Genomic DNA, 19,341 nt, shown 5'->3' with positions numbered 1-19,341 from the left:
GCCGTCACGCCCCCGGCGGGGTGGCCGCTCTCAGGAGGAGGGCGGCCGCTTCGGCGTCGCGGCCGAGGCGCTCCAGGCAGTGGGCCTCGGCGTCGAGCGCGGTCAGGGTGTCGGGGTGGGCGGGGCCGAGGAGTCGGGTGCGGGCGGCGGCGATCGCCCGGTGGCACTCCAGCGCCTCCTCCCAGCGGTCGAGCCTCCCGAGGGCGACGGCCGTCTCCCAGCGGCTGGTGAGCGTGTCCGGATGGTCGGCGCCGAGGACCCGCGCGCGATCGGCGTGCACGCCCTCGGATTCGGCGAGCGCCTCCGTCCAGCGTCCGAGCCGGCCGAGGTTGACGGCGAGGGCCTGGCGGGCGCGCAGCGTCTCCGGCCCGTCGGGCCCCTGGGCGCGGGTGCGGGCGGCGACGAGGTCGCGGCAGAGGTCGAGGGCGTCCGCGGCCTGGCCGAGCCGGCCGAGGCAGACCCCCGTCTCGTAGCGGGCCGCGAGGGTGTCCGGGTGGTCGGGGCCGAGGGCGGCGGCGCGCGCGTCGGCGATGGCGCGGTACTGGGCGAGCGCCTCCTGTCCGCGGCCGAGCCGGGTGAGGGTGTACGCCACCTCGTAGCGGGTCACGAGGGTGTCGGGGTGTGCCTCGCCGAGCAGCCGGGCCCGGGCCTCGGCGACCTCGTGGGCCGTGCGGTACGACTCCTCCAGGCGGCCGAGACGCCCCAGGGTGAACGCCATGTTGTGGCGACAGCGCAGGGTGTCGGGGTGGTCGGGGCCGACGGTGCGCTCGCGGGCGGCGAGCACATCGGCGTACGCCTCGTACGCCTCGGGGTGCCGTCCGAGGCGGCCCAGGGCGTAGGCCCGCTCCTGCCGCGCCGCCAGGGTGTCGGGGTGGTCGTCGCCGAGGACGCGGGCGCGGGCCTCGGCGACCTCGCCGAAGACCCGCAGGGCGTCGGCGGGGCGGTCGAGCCGGGCGAGGGCGAAGCCGACCTCGTAGCGGCTGGTCAGGGTGTCGGGGTGGTCCTCGCCGAGGGCCCGCGCGCGGTCCCGGGCGACGGACCGGTGCACGGACTCGGCCTCGTCCCAGCGGCCGAGCCGGCCGAGGCCCATCCCGGCCCGGAACCGGCCAGCGAGCACCGCGACCAGCTCCGCGGGGGGCGCGGGGGCGCGCGGCGGCGCGCTGCCGGGCGCGGCGGTGGTCCACTCGGTGGTGAGGACGGCCGCAGCGGGATCCTGGGCGGCCGGGCGCGGTCCGCCGGCGGCCGCGGGGCGGTGTCCGCCGGTGATCCCCCGGGCCCACGCGGGCGCGGGGACCGCCGCCCCGGCGACGGGGGCGCTCTCGGGGAGGGGCACGGGCATGGGGACGGTCAGCGGCAGGGCGGGGAGCGGGGGCACCTCGGCCGGCGTCGGGAAGGAGGCCGGGGCGAAGCGGCCCGAGACGATCCGGCGGCGCAGGTCGCCCGCGTCGGCCGGCCGCTCCTCGGGGACCTTGGCGAGCAGGTCGACGACGATCCGGTCGAAGTAGTCGGGCAGCTCGGCGCGGTGCGCGCGCGGCGGGCTCGGCACCGTGTCCCGGTGGCCGATGAGGATGGCCCAGGAGTCGCCGAGGTCGAAGGGCGGGGCGCCGGTGGCCAGCTCGTACAGCACGCACCCCAGCGAGTAGAGGTCGCTGCGGTGGTCGATCTCGCCGCCGCCGATCTGCTCCGGGGACATGTAGTGCGGTGTCCCCATCGCGATGCCGGTCCCGGTGAGTTTGGAGGTGAAGCCCATGTCGGCGCCGAGGCGCGCTATCCCGAAGTCGCAGATCTTCACCGTGCCGTCCCGCAGCCGCATGATGTTCGCGGGCTTCAGGTCGCGGTGCACGATCCCCATCCGGTGCGTGTACGCGAGGGCGTCGGCGACCTGGTCGGCGATCTCGACGACGTCCTCGACGGGCAGCGGATGCTGGTCGTTGGAGACGAGGAGCTGGCTGAGGTTGCGCCCCTCCAGGAGCTCCATGACGAGGAACAGCACGCCGTCGTACTCGCCGAAGTCGTGCACGACGGTGATGCCCCGGTGCTGGAGCGCCGCCGCCACCCGGGCCTCGCGGCGGAAGCGCTCGCGCACCACGGTGAGGACCTGCGGGTCCTGCTGCGGTCCGAGCGGTTTGAGGCACTTGACGGCGACGCCGCGCCCGAGCGCCTCGTCGGTGGCGCGCCACACCTCGCCCATGCCTCCGCGACCGATGACCTCGTGCAGGCGGTACCGGCCCTGGATCAGTCTGGAGTCCCCCATCGCGTGCTGCCGCCCCCGTCGATTCCGTACTGCCTCCTCGGCTCCTCCAGTATGGCCGCCGGGTCGGACAGTGAATACGGGGCGGGGTACGCGTACGGGTCGGGCCGGGTCTCCGGGCCGAGCCGGTCCATGGCGCGCAGGATGTGCCGGGGCGGCAGCCGCCAGCGCAGCCGGGCGGGGACGCGGCGCAGGAGGCCGGCCGTCGCGACGAGCCGGCGGGTGACGGTCTCCGGGGGCGGGGCGGGGCGGCCGTAGAGCGCGTGGGCGTAGGGAGGCAGGGTGGCGTACGCGAGCGCGGTGACGCGCCGCCAGATCACCTCGCGCGCCGGGACCAGGACGGGTTTCACCGGCGGGCGGAGGAGGAAGTCGGCGACGGTCCGGGCGTCCGGCCCGGCGGCCAGTCCGGGGCGCACCGCCTCGAAGTAGGCGGCGAGACCGGCGGTGGAGGCGGGGACGGTGTCCGGGTCGAGGCCGACGAGCCGGGCCGAGGTGCGGTGCTCGTCGACGTACCGGTCGGCCGCGGCGTCGGTGAGCGGGATCCCGGAGCGGCGCGCGACCGAGAGGTACGAGTCGGTCTCGGCGCAGTGGACCCAGAGCAGCAGCCCGGGGTCGTCGACGCCGAGCAGCCGGTGGATCCGCCGCACGCGAGCGCCGGCCGCCTCGGCGGCTTCGGTGGTCCCGTAGCTGAGGGTCCCGACGAAGTTCGCGGTCCGCATCAGCCGGCCCCAGGGGTCCTCCCGGAAACCGCTGTTGATCATGACGCCGCGGACGGCGACGGGGTGCAGCGCCTGGAGCCAGAGGGCCCGGACACCGGCGATCCACATCACCGGGTCACTGTGCAGCTGCCAGGTCACGGAACGGGGGCCGAAGAGCCCGGGGTCGGCATCCTGCCTCATGGCGCTCAGGCTACGCCGGGACGGGCTCCGCGGAACCGGTCGGGACGGGCCTTCTTCCCCGGCCCGGGCGCCGGGCGCCTGACGCGGGCTCAGCCGGCGCTCCGGGCGGTGACGGCCCCCAGGGGCATCTCGGAGGCACCCCGGAGACACCCCGGGGCATCTCGGAGGCACCCCGGAGACACCCCAGAGGCACCTCGGACGGTGAGGGGGCCTCGCCACTCAGTCGACGCGGGTGCTGCGGCGCTCGACGAGGACGGTGTCGCGCCAGACCCCGTGATGCCGTCCGATGCGCTCGCGGGTGCCGATGCCCCGGAAGAGGCGACGCCCCGGCCACGGGCGGCGGGGGGCACGTAGACCGGGTGCTCGACGACTCCGGCGTACGCGCTCCGCTCGGAGACCTCGGCGACGGCGATCCGGCCGAGTACGCGCCCCGTCCCGTCGAGGGCGGCGAACCGGTGCTCGGACAGCCTGGCCGCGTCGAACCGCCCCCAGGGGACGGCGGCCTCGAAGGTGGCGTTCCCCTCGTCGACGCCGGCCTGACAGCTCGCGGTGACCGCGTCGGCGTGCTCCGCTGCGAGGGGCGGGCCGCGGGGTTCGACGAGTCCCTCGTCCGGCATCCGTCCACGCCGGCACGCCCCGCCTCGGCCGTGGGCCGGCCGCCGTCCCCGTGCGGACCGCCGCCCGGCCGCGCATCCTCGAAGCATGGCCGGCAAGCTTGTCGATCCGCCCGCGCGGACGGGCGCGGGGCGGACGGTACCGAGATGACGTGGCTGTCCGTCCTCGCGGGAGCGGCGCTGATCCTGTTCGTCCTGCGGGACGTCTTCCACACGATCTGGCACCCCACCCGGCACGGCGGTCTGAGCAGACTGCTGATGCGGGGCGTCTGGCGGCTCTCGGCCCATCACGGGGAGCGGTGGCGGCCGGTCGGTCTGGCGGGGCCGGTGGGCATGATGGCGGTCGTCGCCGTCTGGGCGTTCGTCGTCGCCGTCGGCTGGGGGCTCGTCTACTGGCCCTCCATGCCGGACGACTTCTCGTACGCCCCGGGGCTCGCGCCCGCCGAGCACGCGGGCCCCGTCGACGCGCTGTACGTCTCGCTGGTCACCCTGGCCACCCTCGGACTCGGTGACATCGCGCCGACCTCGGAATGGCTGCGCGTGCTCGCCCCGCTGGAGGCCCTGGTGGGCTTCGCCCTGCTGTCGGCGACCGTCGCCTGGGTCCTCGGCATCTATCCGGCCCTCGCCCGCCGCAGGGCGCTCGCGCTGCGCCTGTCCCACCTGGGCCGCAGCCGCCTCACCACCGAGGCCCTCGACTCCGCCGGGGGCGCCGCGGTCCTGGACGGCCTCGCCTCGGCGCTGTCGACCGTCACCGTCGACTTCCTGCAGTACGCCGAGTCGTACTACTTCTACGACGGGGAGGAGAACATCTCCCTGCCCGGCCGGCTCGGCCAGGCCGTCGGTCTGGTGGACCGGGCCGAGCGGGCCCGCCATCCGGACGTCCGACTCTCCGCGTCGGTCCTTCGCACGGCGCTCGACGACCTGGCCACCGTCCTCGACGAGCGCTTCCTGCGCACCGGCGGGCCTTCCGACGAGGTCTTCAGCGCGTACGCGGCGGACCACGGACGCTCCTGGGACGGTGGGGACGACGGGCCGTGACGAGGGCCATACCCGCTCGACACGATCGTCCCGGGCACCACATCCTGTGCCGCATGGAATACCTCTGCTACCACCGCGACCGGTCCGCGTCCATGCCCCTGCGGCAGGCCCTCGTCGAAGCGCACTGGGCGTACATGGACGGCTTCGCGGAGCAGCTCATCGCGCGCGGGCCGACCTTCGACCCGGCGGGCGAGAAGTGCACCGGGAGCGTGCACATCGTCGACCTGCCCGACGCCGCCACGGCCCGGGCGTTCGCCTTCGAGGAGCCCAACTACCAGGCCGGGGTGTACCGGGACGTCCTGCTCCGGCGATGGCACAACACGCTGGGGCGGACGATGTGGGAGTTCCCCGGAGGCCGCGAGGGCGGCAACCGCTACCTGGTCCTGGGCCTCGGGGAGGGCGAGCCCGTCGACCTCACCCCTCCGACCGCTCCGACGGACCGGGACGACCTGATCGCCTACGGCCCCCTGCTGGCCGACGACGGCACCACCTGGGTGGGCACGGCGGCCCTGGTCCGCGCCCCGGACGCGGAGACGGCCGCGGCCGTCCTGCGGACCCCCGAGCGGTACGCCGACATCGAGGTCCACGACTGGTCCTTCGGCGGACGCCCGACGACCTGACCATCTGCCGGACCGATTCATCCAGCATGTGAGACCGACCGGCCGGGCGGCCGGTGGAACGCCTCCGCGCCGTTAGGGTTCCCCTACCCGTGGCCGGTACGCGAGGGACCGGCCGCCCGTCACGCCCGATCTCCCGCGAGGATGTCCCATGTTCACTGTCAACGAGTACTTCGACGGTTCGGTCAAGTCGATCGCGTTCACGCAGGAGGAGGGCCCGGCGACCATCGGCGTCATGGCCCCGGGCGAGTACGAGTTCGGCACCGCCGCTCCGGAGGTCATGCACGTGGTCAGCGGCGCTCTGACGGTCAGGCTGCCCGGCGCCGACGCGTGGGAGACCTTCGCCGCCGGGGACCGCTTCGAGGTCCCCGGGGACAGCAGGTTCCGGCTGACGGTCGCGGTGGAGACCGCCTACCTCTGCGAGTACCGCTGAGCGACGGGGCCGCCCGACGGGTCAGAACAGCGAGTTGTCGCCCCGCAGCCGGCGTCGCAGGAACGTGGCGAAGGTCTGGTCCTCCAGGCAGGTGAGGGCCGAGCCGTCCGGCTCCACGTAGGCGACGCGCCACTCCTCGGGGTCGTCCTCGGCGGTGAGCCAGCCGAACGCCCGGCCCCCGACCTCTCCCCACTGCAGGAACAGCCCGTCCTCGTCCAGCCGGCGCAGCCCCGGGGCCCCCGGGCGCGCCGAGACGGAGAAGACCCGTACGCCGGCGACGACGCCGCCGGGGAACTCCCGCATGACCGCCAGGTAGTCCTCCGGGAGCGCGCCGAACGACTCGCCCGCCCGACCGAGCAGCTCCTCCGCGTACTGCCGGACGCCCGGAACGCCGATGCTCCGCACGCGGGTGACGATCTCCTCGACCGCCCCGATGTCACGGTTCGCCAGCGCCATGGCCGTCGCGCGCTTGTCGTCGGCGACCTTCCAGAAGGTGCCCGACTCGTATTCCTGGTACGTCTCGAAGGCGGGCGTTCCCTCGGCACGTCCCGTGACGGCCCGCGCGACGAACTCCGAGGCGGAGAAGGGGAGGTCCAGCCAGAACTGGAAGTCGGTGTCCGTGAGGACGGTCGTCCAGTCCGCGGTGTCGGCGACGGTGGTGTCCCACAGCAGCACGCCGTCGTTGGCGGTGCGCCCCCAGGTCACCATGCCGCGGGGCCGCGGGTGCAGCGGCAGCCAGAGCTCCTGCTCGCGGCTTCCCAGCACCTCCCTCATGTCCGCGAGGCGCAGCGCGGTGTCCCGCGTGAAGTCCTCCAGGGAGCGTACGGGGACATCGGCCCCGCCGAGCAGCACGGAACCCGCGATCACCCCCTGCGGCAGTGCCCGGACCAGCAGCTCGAAGTCCTCGGGGACGACCTGGCCGTACCCCTCTCCCTCCGGCCGCACCGGGGCGTCGAGACCCAGCAGCCGGACGGCGTCGAGGTGGTTCATGTGTTCCTTCCTCGACCCCACCGCCTCTTCCGTGCCGATCGGATTCACATGGCCGGAGGCATGGAGCGGGATCGACTGGTAGTGCGACGACGGAAAGTCCTCGCGCTCCCGCCGATGAGGCGGAAAGCGCGAGGACTCCCCGAGGCGACGACCTCCTGGACGCAAGGCGTCAGGGCCGTCCTGTCGTCAGGGAGTGCTCCTCCCTGTCCGCCACGTCAGCGGTAGGCGTCGAAGAACGGATGTTCCACCTTTCTCGCGAGAGAGAACGGGAGGAACTCCCGATCCGTCAGAATCCGGTAGATGAACTGCGAGGTCGAGAGGCCGTCGAACCGGTGCCACTCCTCGAGCGGTGCGGTGCGCGCGACGATCGGCCACGTCTCAGGGCTCTTCGCCGCGTCCGCCAGCCAGTAGTAGGAGGCTTCCGTCATCGACGTGCCCCAGAGAATGAGGCCTTCATTCCCCTCGAACACCTGATAGGGGTCGAAGAGGGCCTGCACCTGCGCCCCCTTCGCCCTCTCCTTCAGTGACTTCCACCGCCCCAGCAGACTGTGCGATCCCACACCGTCCACCGGAAGCACCTCCAGGAACCCGCTGAAGGCGCCGCGGCCGAATGCTTCGCAGAGCTCCTTGAAATCGGCCGGAAGGGGAGTTCCGAGCTCGTCTTCGAGCTCGCTCCAGCCCACTTCCCGCCGCTCGGACCGCCAACCGGTCACGGAGACGAGTTCACTGACCTGATTCATGCCGTCTCTTCCTGGTCCCTGCTCGTCCCTACTGATCCACGCTGAGATGGAACCACGGAAGGCTCTCCCCGCCGATCACCTGGGCATACCCGGTGAGGGTCGGGTTGGTGCTGTTCCCCACATAGGACGCCTCGATCCGGTAGAAGACCGTCTTGCCCTGAGCCAGCTGCTCCCTGATGGCCCTTTCCCAGCCCGCCATGGAGGTCTGGTTCGCATCGCTGGGCAACGGCACCAGGTTCCGGCGGTCGACGCCGCTGCCACCGAACTCCCGCGCCAGGAGGTGCGCCCGGTCCATTCCGGAACCGGGCTCCCAGCCCTTCGGAGCGGCGGCCCAGTCGTCGGGCGACTCCAGCGGCCAGGGCGCCGGAGAACCGACGATCTTCGTGTCCCGGTCCGGGTACTTCAGCGTCCCCTCGTCGTCCTTGTAGTTGAGGTCGGCGCCGTTCAGGCAGGCCCACACACCCTGTGCGCGCCCCTGCGAGTCGAGCGGCTCGTAGTAGATGACCGTGTTCTTCTGGGTCTGGCAGTCGCTCTGGTTCGCCGGGGTCGTGTCCCCGTACGGGTCGTACTCGTACTGCTCGTCGGGGGTGGTGACCAGGCCCTTCTTGTAGTCCGGCCGGTCCCCGACCTCCGACTTGCGGTCCTCCTCGGTGCGCGCCGGGGTCCACCCGATCACGCTGCTGAAGACGTCCCACATCGTGACGACGGGCACCCGCCGCACGGCGGTCTTCGTTCCGCCGCTGATGAATCCCTTGAGCGTGTCGATCCAGTCGTGGCCGTCGTACTCGACCCGACTGGTGGGGTTGCCGCCGGTGAACGCGTAGCGGTTGCCCGTGTACGGGTCGCTGCCGAGGCTCATGTCGGACAGGGCGCCGTTGTACATGTCCCGGGTGGTGAAGCGGTTCAGACCCGGGTCGTAGTCACGGAAGCCCATGTCGTACGTGCCCGAATGGGCGTCCCAGCGCTTGGCGTTGAAACGGTACGGGTTGTACGCCTCCTTGGTGGGATCGCCGGCGTCGGGCTTGTCGATGCCGGTGAACTCCGCCTCGACGTCCGAGCCGTAGGCGGTGTAGCCGTAGGTGGACTTGGTGTCGCCGTTCTCGTCGGTCAGCGCCTCGACGTCGGTGTGGCTGTTGTAGCCGTAGTAGCCGTCCTCGGTCGTACCGTCCGCGTTGTGCTTGACCTGGGAAAGACGCTCGCCCCACGGGCTGTACTGGTAGCTCTTCTCGACCTTGCCGGCGGTCTCCTCGTTCAGCACCTCGCCGCTCAGGCCGAGATACGTGAAGTCGGTGGTCTTGCCGTCAGCGGTCTTCGAGGAGGTGCGGTCGAGCGGGTCGAAGGTGTACGTCGTCGACTTCATCACGCCGCCGGCGTCCATCTTCTGGGACTCCACGACGTGGTCGAAGCCGTCGTACACGCTCCGCTCCACGACCCTGCCGTTCGCGGTGACGGATTCCTGCCGCCCGAAGGGGTCGTAGGTGTACTTCGAGGTCTGTCCGCCCGCAGAGGCGGTCAGCAGCCGGTTGCGGTCGTACTCGAAGGTGGTGACGACGTCCTTGACCGTCTGGCTGACGACGTTGGCGTTGTCGTCGTAGACATAGCTCTCGGTACCGGCTCCCGTACCGGTCTTGACCGACTTCGACAGCCGGTCGACCGGGTCGTAACTGAAGTCGGTGGTCGAGGAGAGGTACGCCGCGTGGTCGTCGGCGTTCATCTTCTTCGCCACGTCCTGCGCCTTGTTGCCGTTGGCGTCGTAGGCGTAGGTGTGCGAGGCGACGAGGGTGCCGGAGCCCTTCTTCTCCGTGGTCGACTTCAGCGCACCGTCCAGGAAGTACGTGTAGTCGATGGTGTTGTCGTTCGCCTTGGTCTCGCGCAGCCGCAGACCGCGGTCGGTGTAGGTGTACGAGGTCACCTTCGGCGCGGGATCGGTCGCGGACTTGCCGACCGACACCGTCTTGACCAGCTCGCGCAGGTCGTAGGTGTACTTGGAGTACTGGTCGGGGTGGGTGATCGTGTCCACCTGACCGTTGGCGTCGTACGTGTACGACGTCGACTTCTTCTCCTGGCCGGCCAGCGACTCGGTCACCTTCTGGAGCTCGTTGAGGCCCGTGAACGTGAGCGTGTACGCGTCGACCTTCGCGCCCGACGAGGTGTCGTCGACCGACGTCAGGTTGCCGTTGACGTCGTAGGCGTAGGAGAAGGTCTTCTTCTCCGTGTCGGCCGGGTCGCCGGACACGTCCCTGACCAGCTTGACGCCGTCCGCGACGACGACCCCGGCGCTGTTCTGATCCAGCTTCAGCGCCGTGCTCTCACCCTGCTTGAGGGCGTACGAACCCACCTGGACCCAGGTGCCGGTGCCGGCGTTCTGGTCCTTGGTGACCGCCGGTTCCGTGGTCGTGCCGTGGGTGAGCGTGTACCTGGCGGTCGTGGCCGCCCCGGTCACCCGCGGGTACTTCACGTACGCGGTGTACGTGCCGTCCTTGGGGATGTTCAGCGTCCAGGTGAACGCGTCCGTGCCGGTGCCCGCCGCGTGGGTGCGGTGGTCGTACCCCTGCTGCCCGGTGATGTTCCCGGTCGTCCAGGTGCCGGTGGAGGACGTGCTCTGGGTGTCGGAGTTGTCCACCAGGACCACCGACTTGCCCACCGGAACGCCGTCGTCGGACTTCGACCGCAGCTTGCCGTCCGGGTAGAACGACCAGCTCATGCTGCGCTCCGAGGAGCCGCCGGCCGAGGTCAGGGTGCGGTTGGTCTGCTGCCCCAGGGCGTTGTAGTCGTAGCTGGTGACGATGTCCCAGGGGTCGGTGGACTTCTTCGTCCAGCCGTTGTCGAAGTACTCGACCGTGGTGTCGTTGCGGACCGTCTCCTTGTCGGACGGCGGCATCGACGTCCTGACGACGCGGCCCACCGCGTCGTAGTCGGTGCGGGTGTAGACGTCCGCCTTGTTGTAGCGCGGGTCCGCCGGGTCGTAGGGCTGGTACTGCTTGACCGGACGGTTCAGCGCGTCGTACTCGGTACGCGTGGCGAAGTCGTCGGCGGCGGCCGTGTCCGTACCGCGCGGCGTCGTCACCTTCGTGGTGTTGCCGACCTGGTCGTACTCGTACCGCGTCGTCCGGTAGACGACCGGCGAGGCACCCGTGTGCGGCGCCTTGACCTCGGTCTGCCTGCCGCGCTCGTCGTAGGTGACGAGCGTGGTGTTGTTCTCCGCGTCCGTCGTGGAGAGGACCAGGGAGTCCTTGTCATACGTCGTCCTGCTGGTCTTCCCGATGGCGTCCGTGGTGACCGTGGCCCGGTGGTTCAGGTCGTACTCGGTCTTGGTCGCGAAGTCGTCCGGGTCCGGGGTGGCGTTCTTCTTCGGGTCGACCACCTTGACGACGTTGCCGACGTTGTCGTACGTGTACGTCAGCCTGGCCTGGTTCGCGTTCACGACGGCGACGAGCCGGTCGAGCGGGTCGTACGTGTGGGTCGTCGTGTAGGAACCCGCCACCGCGCCGGAGAGGTTGCCCTTCGGCTCGGTCTTGGCCGTCAGGTTGCCGACCTTGTCGTACGTGTACGTGGTCTTCCGGGCCACGGTGTTGTTGTTCGCCGGGGCGGTGGCCTCCTTGACCTGGTCCGCCGCGTCGTACACGGCGGTGGAGGCGGCACCGTTCGGAGCCTTCGACGTCGTGACGTTGTCGTTGGCGTCGTACACCGGGGCGGGCGTGGTGATCAGGACGCCGGCGTTCTGGTCCTTGGGCACCGTCTTGACCAGCGGACGACCGAAGACGTCATAGGTCTGCGTGGTCTTCTTGCCCAGCGCGTCGGTGAGTTCGGTGACCTGCCCACGCTCGTCGTAGGTGGACGTGGTGGACTTCCCCAGCGCGTCCGTGATGACGGCCGGGAAACCGGTCGGGCCGAAGGAGCTGTTCGTGGTCGCGTTGCCGTTGGCGTCGATCGCCTTGGTCATCTGACCGTACGCGTCGTACTCGTACGAGGTGGTGTAGTCACCGGCCGTCGCGGTGGCGACGCCCTTGGGGTCGGTGACCGTCTTCAGGTTGCCGAAGGAGTCGTAGCCGAACTGCCACTTGCGGCCCTCGGGAGAGGTCTTGGTGAACAGGTCCGCCGCGTAGCCGTCGGCGCGCGTCTGGTACGCGTACTGCTGCGCGTTGGCCGGGTAGACGCCGGGGGCGCAGTCGCTCTGCGCCGGGACGCCGTTCTTGTTGTTCTCGGCGTCGCGCTGCCAGAGCGGATAGCCCGTCTTCCGGTCGTAGCAGTAGGCCGTCTTGGCGCCGTTCGCCTCCTCCATGTACGTGACGTTGTTGTCCGCGTCCCAGCTCATCTTGGTGGTCTCGGACTTGGCGTTCGTCGTCTGGACGGGGCGGCCGAAGTCGTCCGTCACGTAGTCGGTGCTGTGGCTCTCCGCGTCGGTGACCTTGGCGGCGGTGAACTTCGGGTTGGCCGTGTCCTGCGCGTACGTGAAGGTGGTGACGCCCTGGAGACGGTCGGTGATCGTCTTGGTCCACCAGTGGTACTTCGGGTCGTCACCGGTCTGCGGCGCGTAGTACGCCAGCTGCGTGGCGTTGCCGCGGGGGTCGGTGGCCTTGACGAGCTTGACGTTCTTGTTGCCCTGGGTGGCGTCGTATTCGAAGGCGAAGACCTTCGGCTGGGTGGAGCCCGCGCCGTCCGTCAGCTTCGTCAGCAGACCCTTGTCGGAGTACTCGAAGGTGATCTTGCGGCCGGAGATGTCGGTCATCGACTTGACGTGGTCGATGATCTTCGGGTTGCTGCTGTCGGCCTTCGTGTAGTAGGCGACCGTCAGCGACTGCCGGCCGGCCGGGTCGGTGACGTACTTCAGGAACTTGGTCGGCTTGTTGTTCGACTTGCGCTCTTCGTAGGTGAAGGTCTGCGTGTTGCCGTTCTTGTCGACCATCGACGTCATGAAGCCGTCGCAGCCGAACAGGAACCGGGTCCCGTCCGGACGCGTCAGCGTCCAGGCGTCCGGGACCGGGTCCTTCAGCGGCGTGCAGTCCAGACCGGCCTTGGCCGTCAGCCTGAAGTGGACACCCGCCGGCGCCTTCCAGGAGCTCGTGGCCGCGTCCCAGCGGAAGACGTGCGTGGTGCCGTCACCGTCCGGGAGGCGGATCTCGGTCGGGTTCGGCTTGGGGTGGAACTCCAGGGGAGCCCCCAGCCGGATCGGACCGGAGACCTGGGCGGACCAACCGGGGCCGAGGACCGTGTCGGAGGTGTCCAGGCTGTTGTACGCGAAGCGGACGAAGGTCGTGATGCCACGGCCCGGGTTGGAGAACGCGTTGTACTGCCACACGCTGTTGCCCGCCGCCGTGTTGTTCATGACGGTCGAGCCGGCGCCGGTGTTCTTGCCGGTGTAGGAGTAGAACTTCTCCAGGCCGAGGGTGTTGGAGGTCGGGTCCTCCACCGCCACGTTCTGGGCCAGGCCCGGGATGCCGGAGGTGCCGGAGACCCACGTGCCGGTCGTCTTGTTGTAGACGTCCCAGGTCAGGACGTAGTCGGTGCGCTTGTTGCCGTTGTCCGAGTTGATCGGCGTCTTGACCTGCGCCTGCAGACTGACCGAACCGCCCGGGGCGACGTTGGACGGCAGCACGGTCTGGACCTGGTTACCGCCGTTGGTGACGTCGGTGCCGTCGGGCAGCGTCCACTTGTAGCTCAGGACGTGATCGGCCGTGTTCCAGGTCGAGGCGGTGGTGTTGGTGAGGGTGAAGTCGACCGTGTAGTCGCTGTTCGGCGTCATCCGGGCCGGGGTCTGCGGCGCGTAGTACGTCGACTCCGTGGTGGAGTCGACGTACGTGACCACCATCCGGGGCGCGAGCCGCGGCTCGGTGCCCTCGGACGACAGGAACAGGGTGCGCTCCTGCGAGGCGGCCTCGTCGGCCATCTTGAGGGCCACGCCCTTCTGGGAGGCCGGGGTGGTCACCCAGGACTGCGCCAGCGAGGTGACGTTCCAGTCGTGGCGCGCCGGGTCGTTCGTCATCGCCCCGGTGTCGGCCGTCACGGCGCCGAAGTCGCCGCCCGCCGTCGTCCAGTTCGTGCTCGCGTCGGCCTTCACCCAGGTGGCGGCGGCCTCGTCGAAGTCACGCGTCAGCGGGCGGAGTTCGTAGACCGCGCCGGTGGTGTCCTGGGCGGTCTGGGTGGACCACAGGCGCACGTTCGCGTCCAGGACCCGGGCCGTGGCGGGGATGCCGAGGGCCGGGAACTTCAGCAGCGCGCGGGTGTCGCCGTAGGTGGCGGAGTTGTTGCCGACCGACAGCCAGTTCTTCGGACCGCTGTCGTCGAGGGTGTCGTGCGCCGTCGTGGACTGCAGCGAGGACAGGGTGGTGTCCTGCGAGGCGGCGACCACCTTCGTCGTCCGGCCCGCCTTCGGCAGCCGGACCAGCTGGGTGGGCGCGGCGACGACCTGCCCGTCCTTCGTCTTGACCGCGACCATGTAGTAGTAGGCGCGGCCGAAGGGGTCGGCGTCGTCGGCCTTCGTCGGTGTCGCCGAGGTGTCGGTGAACGACGTCGTGCCGGGCGCGACCGGGGCCACCAGGGTGGCGGCGGACGGGGTGAAGGTCTGGCTGACCGAGCGGTGGACCTGGTACTCGACCAGGTCGTCGCCGGTGCCGATCGGGTCCTTGTCCTGGTAGGCGGACCAGTTCAGCTCGGCGCCGGTGTCGTGGATGGTGGTCGGGGCGGCGAGGTCGACGCCCTGACGGCCGAAGGTGAGGACGAGGCGGGGGTAGTTGGCGGTCTCGCCGCCGTACCCGAACTCGCTGCCCTCGTAGCGCGGACCGCCCTTGGGGCCGTTCGCGGACTCGTCACCGGCCTTGATCACGAAGCCGTTGTTGACGTTCGTGCCGTCGATCCAGGACTGCACCGTCTTGGTCACGGGGAAGGAGTGCCAGGTGTTCAGCTCACCGGGCTGCTTGGTGACCACACCGCCCTTGGTGAACCGCACCGCGTCCGCGATCACCGACGTGGTCGTCGACGCCGGCCCGTCCCCCAGGACGATCTTGCCGAGGGTGCCGGCCTTGAACGGATGGCTGCCGAGGGTCTTCCACACCCCGGCGGTGCCGGCCTGCTGGTTGACGGTGTAGGCCTTCGTGCCGCCGTCGTAGGTGACGGTGTACGGCACGTTCGTCGCCCGGTCCGACGCGGGTATGTAGTGCGTCTCGACCTGGTACGTGCCGTCCTCGGGAAGACTCGGCTGCCAGGTGTAGGTGTCCCCCGCGACCGTGTCCTTGTTGTACAGGTAGTCCTGGTTGACCGCGTACTGCGTGTACGCCGTGTTCCCCGAGGCCGGCCAGGCCCCCACGGCGGCCGTACGCCCGGTGTCGCCGTCGTCGACGACGACCGCCGTGCCGGACAGCTCACCGGTGATCGCGTTCGCGTTGTTCCAGGTCGCCCCGGACTCCGTCCACGCCTGGGTCGCCCGGTGCGCCTCCAGCTGGACCTCGGTGTCACCCGTGGTGTGCGTCTGGTCGAAGTACAGCTTCAGATCGGCGGAATCGAGCTTCGTGCCCGCCGGGATGCTGCCGACCGGGAAGCGGATCAGCGCACGCGACGAACCCGTGGAGGTGTTGCCGACCGACAGACGCCAGTTGTCGTCGTAGTTCGTCGCCGGACCGTCCGAGGAGATCATCACGTCCTGCGCCGTCGTCGGCGTCGGCGCGATCGAGATCGTCGGGTCGATGGTGACCGGATATTGCCGCTCGGGGGCGGTCAGCCACTTCGCGTCCGGCGTGACCGTCAGCTCCCAGCCCTTACCGGCCTTCGACAGCTTCTGCTGCACGGCCGAGCTGTAGCCGGAACCGTACGGAGCCTTCGCGTCCTTCTTGGCGTCCGTCATGAACGCCGCCGGGATCACGAGGACCGCATCCGCGCCCTCACCATAGAAGGAGACGGAGCCGTCCTTGTTCGCCTTCGGGGTCAGACCGCCCGCGTCCAGGGTGAAGGTGAAGGACACCGGCCCGGACGGCTTCGCGTCCAGGACGATGTTCTCCTTCACCCGCCCCGGACCGACCTGGTACGACAGATCCGCACCGGACGCCGCGTCCTGGTACGTGACCGTGTCGCCCTTGGCCACCGGCGCGAGCTTCCCCGCACCCTTCAGACCGAGAGTCACCGCGTGGCCGCCGGCCTGGAAGCGCAGCAGACGCTCCGCGTCCGAGCCGAACCAGCTCTGTGCGGCGTTCGTCGTGTTGGAGAAGGCGAAACCCTGGGCATCGGACGGGGCGACCGTCGGGTCGATGTCCTTCCACGACCTGCCCGCCCGGTACCCGGTGGGCACCGCCGACACCTCGGCCTGCACCCGGCCGTCGGACAGCTGCCAGTAGCGGGCGTTCGCCGTCCGCTTCCCGGTCAGTTCGGCGACCCGCTTCGGCTTCGGGGCCGCCTTGCCCTTCGGCAGCTTCTCCCGGCTCGGCAGCACCGGAGTCCCACCGGTCGACGGCGCCTCCGGCCCGTCCGACTCGTCGTCGTCCGAGAACCAGCCCGAGAAAGCGTCGGCAATACTCTCGCCGTCGCCGGTTGAAACCGGTGCCGCATAAGCGGCTTGTGGAAGCACGGTGCCGACAATTGCCGACACCACGAGGCAGGCTATTGCCCGCCCGTGTTTCACTTTCACGCCATCCCCTTCATCGACGCCCGTCCCGCACGGGGCGGAACAGGCGCACCGTCCCACCGACGCGGACGCTCCGTCGCCGGTCGCGATGGTTCCGACCTCGACCGGAGCGCCTCAAGGCATGGCGAACCAGACCGCCTTCCGCACAGGGGAAAGCGGCCTCGCCAGAGGTGCGCCGATCATGACGGGGGGATTCTTCAACATGGAGTTGATGCCACGTCAACCGCTCACGCATTCAGGGCATTTCGCCGCGCGGGCAGAGGGAAAGACTGCCTGAAAGGGTCATCTCAGGGCCCGGCGCACAGCCGAGGACAAACGCGGCACCGAAGGCCGTGGCATCAGGCGCAGAGCCGGATTTCGGCCGGGGAGGCTCGGGTGGCGAGATTGCCGGTTTTCGATGCCGAAACCTGCCAGAATCCCCGAATGGAGATCCGTCGGGTCACTCAGGTCGAAGCCGTCAACGCCGCCGGGCACCTGTTCGACGCCGCCCCAGAGCAGAAGGCGACTGAAAGGTTCCTGGCGGATGAGCGCCACCACCTCCTGATCGCCTACGTGGACGATGTCCCGGCGGGGATGGTCACCGGCGTCGAGATGACGCACCCGGACAAGGGGACCGAGATGTTCCTGTACGAGCTGGGTGTGGACGCGCCGTTCGGCGGGCGGGGCATCGGCCGGGCTCTGGTGTCGGCGCTTGCGGACCTGTCGCGCGAGCGGGGCTGCTACGGCGTGTGGACGGTCACGGACGAGGACAACGCAGCGGCACGAGCGACGTACAGCCGAGCCGACGGCATCCCGGAGGCGGGACAGGTGGTGTTCACCTGGACGTTCGACGAGTCGTAGACCAGAGCGACGGAACCGCTTGCTGCGCGGGGCAGTCGGCGACCCGATGGCCGGTCGGCCGCTTGCCTGACGCCGACGCCGTCAAGCTGTCCTGACGGCAGAACACGTACGGGTCCGTGAGATCGACGACGACGGGGAAGGCCGCTGCTGCGGATCGTTCGCAGGGGTGCCGGGTCGGTGGTGACCTGGCGGCGGGCCCGAATGGTGCTGCTGTCCGCCCAGCGGATGCCGGTGGCGAGGGTCGAGCACCTCTACGCCATCGCCGAAGGCGAGATCATACCCGAGAGTGGCGAGCCCGAAGTCGTCTTCCACCTGGACGAGTTCGGCACCCTCCAGCCCCGCCCCGGCCGGCAGTGGGCGGAACGCGGCGGTAGGCACAAGGACCCGGCCGGCGAGCCCCGGCCACGGCGGCGCGCGACCTGCACCCGCCCGCACGGGGTCCGGCACCTGTCAGCCGCCTACGACCTGGGCAAGGACCAGCTCTATCGAGGCCCGGTTCACCGCCCTGCGCTATTTCACCCTCGACGGCACCGACCACGCCGGCCACCAGGAACAGGGCAGCATGATCCGCCGCTCCATCGCCTGGCGGAACGAGCACGCCGCCGACGAACGCCTGCGCGAGGTCGTCGCCAGGGCGAACGTCGCCTGATACGGCACTAGCGGCGGACGCGGGGCATGCCCAGGCCGATCCAGGAGATGATCTCGCGCTGGATCTCGTTGTTTCCGCCGCCGAAGGTGAAGATGACGGCGGAGCGGTAGCCGCGTTCGAGCTCGCCGTGGAGGACGGCGCCCGCCGAGCCCTCCTTGAGGGCACCGGGGGCGCCGACGACCTCCATGAGGGCGGCGTAGGCGTCGCGGCGGGCCTCCGAGCCGTAGACCTTGACGGCGGAGGCGTCCTGGGGGGTGAGGGTGCCGTGCTGGACGGCGTTCACCATCTGCCAGTTGAGGAGCTTCATCGCGTCGAGGCGGGCGTGGGTGCGGGCCAGGGTGCGGCGGACCCAGGGCAGGTCGATGACGCGGCGGCCGTCGGAGAGCGGGGTGTCGGCGGCCCAGCGCCGGACGTCGTGGAGGGCGCGGATCGCCATGGTTCCGTGGGCGGCGAGGGTGACGCGCTCGTGGTTGAGCTGGTTGGTGATGAGCCGCCAGCCCTTGTTCTCCTCGCCGACGCGGCGGGAGACCGGGACGCGGACGTCGTCGTAGTAGCTCGCGGTGGTGTCGTGCGAGGCGAGGGTGTTGATGATCGTGCAGGAGTATCCGGGGTCGCTCGTCGGCACGAGGAGCATGGTGATGCCCTTGTGCGGCGGGGCGTCGGGGTCCGTGCGGACGGCGAGCCAGACCCAGTCGGCGGTGTCGCCGTTCGTCGTCCAGATCTTCTGGCCGTTGACGACGTACGTGTCGTCCTCCCGCACCGCGCGGGTCTTCAGGGCGGCCAGGTCGGTGCCCGCGTCGGGCTCGCTGTAGCCGATGGCGAAGTCGATCTCGCCGGAGAGGATGCGGGGCAGGAAGTACGCCTTCTGCTCGTCCGTGCCGTAGCGCATGATCGTCGGGCCGACGGTGTTCAGCGCCATCAGCGGCAGCGGTACGCCGGCCTGCGCGGCCTCGTCGAAGAAGATGAACTGCTCCATGGGGGTCAGGCCGCGCCCGCCGTACTCGGTGGGCCAGCCCACCCCGAGCCAGCCGTCGGAGCCGAGGCGCCGCACGGTCTCGCGGTAGAAGCGCTTCTGGGCCGCCGGGTCCGCGTAGCGGGTGTGGACGTCGTCCGGGACCAGCTCGGCGAAGTACGCCCGCAGCTCGGCGCGCAGGCTGTTCTGTGCGGGCGTGTACTCGAGGTGCATGGCGTCCTCCCGTGGCGGCGTCCTGCGGCGTCCGCTGCGTCCCCGTGCGGTGCGACGCGCGACGGCGGACACGGTAGAACGTGTTCCACAAATGCGGAAGCCTCGGGACTCCTCCGGGACGCCCGAGACCCCGGTTCGGTGCGACCGATCCGGGGTCTGCGGGAGGGGGAAGGACGAGAACCGGCCCGTAGGCCGGACGGGTCCTACGGCAGAAGCTCCTCCATGGAGGCGCGCCCCTTCTCCGCCATGCGGCGTTCCGCCCAGGCGAGGGTCTTCGGATTCACGTCACGGCCGGAGGCGAGGACCAGATCCTCGGCCGTGAACTCGCCGCCCTCCGGGCCGGCGTGCAGCTGCTTGTCGGGCGTCGGACGCTCCCCCAGGAACGTCTTGTCGGGCTCAGCGTTCATGCCGCCTCCTACGTGTTCGTCCGGCACTCGCCATTCTCGTGTCCGGTCCCCGTCCTCGCATCCGGG

11 protein-coding genes and 2 pseudogenes are annotated in these 19,341 nt (G+C 70.5%); 5 read left to right on the top strand and 8 right to left on the bottom strand.

Annotated features, from left to right (window positions below; genetic code table 11):
- Positions 1-4: 4 nt before the first annotated feature.
- From BLW86_RS34045 to BLW86_RS43485, 3 genes and pseudogenes are all read right to left on the bottom strand, one after another.
- Positions 5-2,254 carry a serine/threonine-protein kinase gene (locus BLW86_RS34045; protein ID WP_093877577.1) on the bottom strand — a complete coding sequence of 750 codons (2,250 nt, stop codon included), beginning with the start codon at positions 2,252-2,254 and terminating at the stop codon, positions 5-7.
- Positions 2,236-3,150: an oxygenase MpaB family protein gene (locus BLW86_RS34040; RefSeq protein ID WP_093877576.1), complete on the bottom strand. Its 915-nt coding sequence runs from the start codon at positions 3,148-3,150 to the stop codon at positions 2,236-2,238. Before BLW86_RS34040 ends, BLW86_RS34045 begins: the two co-directional genes overlap by 19 nt.
- Before the next feature lie 219 nt (positions 3,151-3,369).
- Positions 3,370-3,767 (bottom strand): annotated as a pseudogene (locus BLW86_RS43485) (N-acetyltransferase family protein).
- Positions 3,768-3,911: 144 nt separating this feature from the next.
- Between BLW86_RS43485 and BLW86_RS34030 the strand changes: the two are divergent.
- The 3 genes from BLW86_RS34030 to BLW86_RS34020 all read left to right on the top strand — a co-directional run bounded on the left by BLW86_RS34030 (position 3,912) and on the right by BLW86_RS34020 (position 5,852).
- Positions 3,912-4,802, top strand: a complete 891-nt coding sequence (locus tag BLW86_RS34030) for a potassium channel family protein (RefSeq protein ID WP_093877575.1) — start codon at positions 3,912-3,914, stop codon at positions 4,800-4,802.
- 53 nt (positions 4,803-4,855) lie between these two features.
- A complete protein-coding gene (locus BLW86_RS34025; RefSeq protein ID WP_093877574.1) occupies positions 4,856-5,422 on the top strand; it encodes a YciI family protein in 567 nt (188 codons plus the stop codon).
- 148 nt (positions 5,423-5,570) lie between these two features.
- Complete coding sequence (locus BLW86_RS34020; protein WP_093877573.1) at positions 5,571-5,852, top strand: pyrimidine/purine nucleoside phosphorylase; 282 nt, start codon at positions 5,571-5,573, stop codon at positions 5,850-5,852.
- 21 nt (positions 5,853-5,873) lie between these two features.
- On the opposite strand, the gene BLW86_RS34015 is transcribed toward BLW86_RS34020, so the two are convergent.
- From BLW86_RS34015 to BLW86_RS34005, 3 genes are all read right to left on the bottom strand, one after another.
- Positions 5,874-6,842, bottom strand: a complete 969-nt coding sequence (locus BLW86_RS34015) for a hypothetical protein (protein WP_093877572.1) — start codon at positions 6,840-6,842, stop codon at positions 5,874-5,876.
- A 215-nt stretch (positions 6,843-7,057) separates the two neighbouring features.
- A complete protein-coding gene (locus tag BLW86_RS34010) occupies positions 7,058-7,582 on the bottom strand; it encodes a hypothetical protein (RefSeq protein ID WP_093877571.1) in 525 nt (174 codons plus the stop codon).
- 28 nt (positions 7,583-7,610) lie between these two features.
- Positions 7,611-15,212, bottom strand: a complete 7,602-nt coding sequence (locus tag BLW86_RS34005) for a golvesin C-terminal-like domain-containing protein (protein ID WP_256341731.1) — start codon at positions 15,210-15,212, stop codon at positions 7,611-7,613.
- Positions 15,213-16,568: 1,356 nt separating this feature from the next.
- Between BLW86_RS34005 and BLW86_RS34000 the strand changes: the two genes are divergently transcribed.
- Both BLW86_RS34000 and BLW86_RS33995 read left to right on the top strand, forming a co-directional pair.
- Complete coding sequence (locus BLW86_RS34000; RefSeq protein ID WP_371129640.1) at positions 16,569-17,033, top strand: GNAT family N-acetyltransferase; 465 nt, start codon at positions 16,569-16,571, stop codon at positions 17,031-17,033.
- A gap of 91 nt (positions 17,034-17,124) precedes the next feature.
- Positions 17,125-17,682 (top strand): annotated as a pseudogene (locus BLW86_RS33995) (hypothetical protein).
- Positions 17,683-17,689: 7 nt separating this feature from the next.
- On the opposite strand, the gene BLW86_RS33990 reads toward BLW86_RS33995, so the two are convergent.
- Both BLW86_RS33990 and BLW86_RS33985 read right to left on the bottom strand, forming a co-directional pair.
- Positions 17,690-18,868, bottom strand: a complete 1,179-nt coding sequence (locus tag BLW86_RS33990; protein ID WP_093877568.1) for an acyl-CoA dehydrogenase family protein — start codon at positions 18,866-18,868, stop codon at positions 17,690-17,692.
- A 203-nt stretch (positions 18,869-19,071) separates the two neighbouring features.
- Positions 19,072-19,275, bottom strand: coding sequence for a hypothetical protein (locus tag BLW86_RS33985; RefSeq protein ID WP_030692259.1), 204 nt, complete (start codon positions 19,273-19,275; stop codon positions 19,072-19,074).
- Positions 19,276-19,341 lie beyond the last annotated feature (66 nt).

The sequence above is a fragment of the Streptomyces sp. TLI_105 genome (assembly GCF_900105415.1).
Lineage (GTDB): Bacteria > Actinomycetota > Actinomycetes > Streptomycetales > Streptomycetaceae > Streptomyces.
The sequence above is the reverse complement of the archived record's forward strand: the minus strand, read 5'-3'. Positions and strand labels throughout refer to the sequence as shown.

What these genes read in the sequence shown, in the direction of transcription:
- BLW86_RS34010 (WP_093877571.1), bottom strand. Translation starts at nt 7,582, where the DNA reads ATGAATCAGGTCAGTGAACTCGTCTCCGTGACCGGTTGGCGGTCCGAG.
- BLW86_RS34045 (WP_093877577.1), bottom strand. Translation starts at nt 2,254, where the DNA reads ATGGGGGACTCCAGACTGATCCAGGGCCGGTACCGCCTGCACGAGGTC.
- BLW86_RS33990 (WP_093877568.1), bottom strand. Translation starts at nt 18,868, where the DNA reads ATGCACCTCGAGTACACGCCCGCACAGAACAGCCTGCGCGCCGAGCTG.
- BLW86_RS33985 (WP_030692259.1), bottom strand. Translation starts at nt 19,275, where the DNA reads ATGAACGCTGAGCCCGACAAGACGTTCCTGGGGGAGCGTCCGACGCCC.
- BLW86_RS34040 (WP_093877576.1), bottom strand. Translation starts at nt 3,150, where the DNA reads ATGAGGCAGGATGCCGACCCCGGGCTCTTCGGCCCCCGTTCCGTGACC.
- BLW86_RS34030 (WP_093877575.1), top strand. Translation starts at nt 3,912, where the DNA reads ATGACGTGGCTGTCCGTCCTCGCGGGAGCGGCGCTGATCCTGTTCGTC.
- BLW86_RS34005 (WP_256341731.1), bottom strand. Translation starts at nt 15,212, where the DNA reads ATGATCTCCTCGGACGGTCCGGCGACGAACTACGACGACAACTGGCGT.
- BLW86_RS34015 (WP_093877572.1), bottom strand. Translation starts at nt 6,842, where the DNA reads ATGAACCACCTCGACGCCGTCCGGCTGCTGGGTCTCGACGCCCCGGTG.
- BLW86_RS34025 (WP_093877574.1), top strand. Translation starts at nt 4,856, where the DNA reads ATGGAATACCTCTGCTACCACCGCGACCGGTCCGCGTCCATGCCCCTG.
- BLW86_RS34020 (WP_093877573.1), top strand. Translation starts at nt 5,571, where the DNA reads ATGTTCACTGTCAACGAGTACTTCGACGGTTCGGTCAAGTCGATCGCG.